Annotated in this window: 1 protein-coding gene; it reads left to right on the forward strand. The window is 54.8% G+C overall.

The window, feature by feature from the left end; all coding sequences use genetic code 11:
• On the forward strand, nucleotides 1-363 hold a 363-nt coding region (locus tag V6E55_RS25700; RefSeq protein ID WP_252595069.1), incomplete at both ends, for a transposase.

The following is a 363-nucleotide window of genomic DNA, read 5'->3' on the forward strand; positions in this document are numbered from 1 at the left end:
CGTATATGGCGAAAGTTGCATCTGGCAGTTGACAGCAACACACATGAAATCATCTGTGCAGACCTGTCGCTGAACAACGTTACGGACTCAGAGGCCTTCCCCGGGTTAATCCGGCAAACCCACCGGAAAATCAGGTCAGCCGCCGCCGATGGCGCTTACGATACCCGGCTATGTCACGATGAACTGCGGCGTAAGAAAATCAGCGCGCTTATCCCTCCCCGAAAAGGTGCGGGTTACTGGCCCGGTGAATATGCAGACCGTAACCGTGCAGTGGCTAATCAGCGAATGACCGGGAGTAATGCGCGGTGGAAATGGACAACAGATTACAATCGTCGCTCGATAGCGGAAACGGCGATGTACCGG

Source organism: Enterobacter sp. 342 (assembly GCF_036663495.1).
Taxonomy (GTDB): domain Bacteria; phylum Pseudomonadota; class Gammaproteobacteria; order Enterobacterales; family Enterobacteriaceae; genus Enterobacter.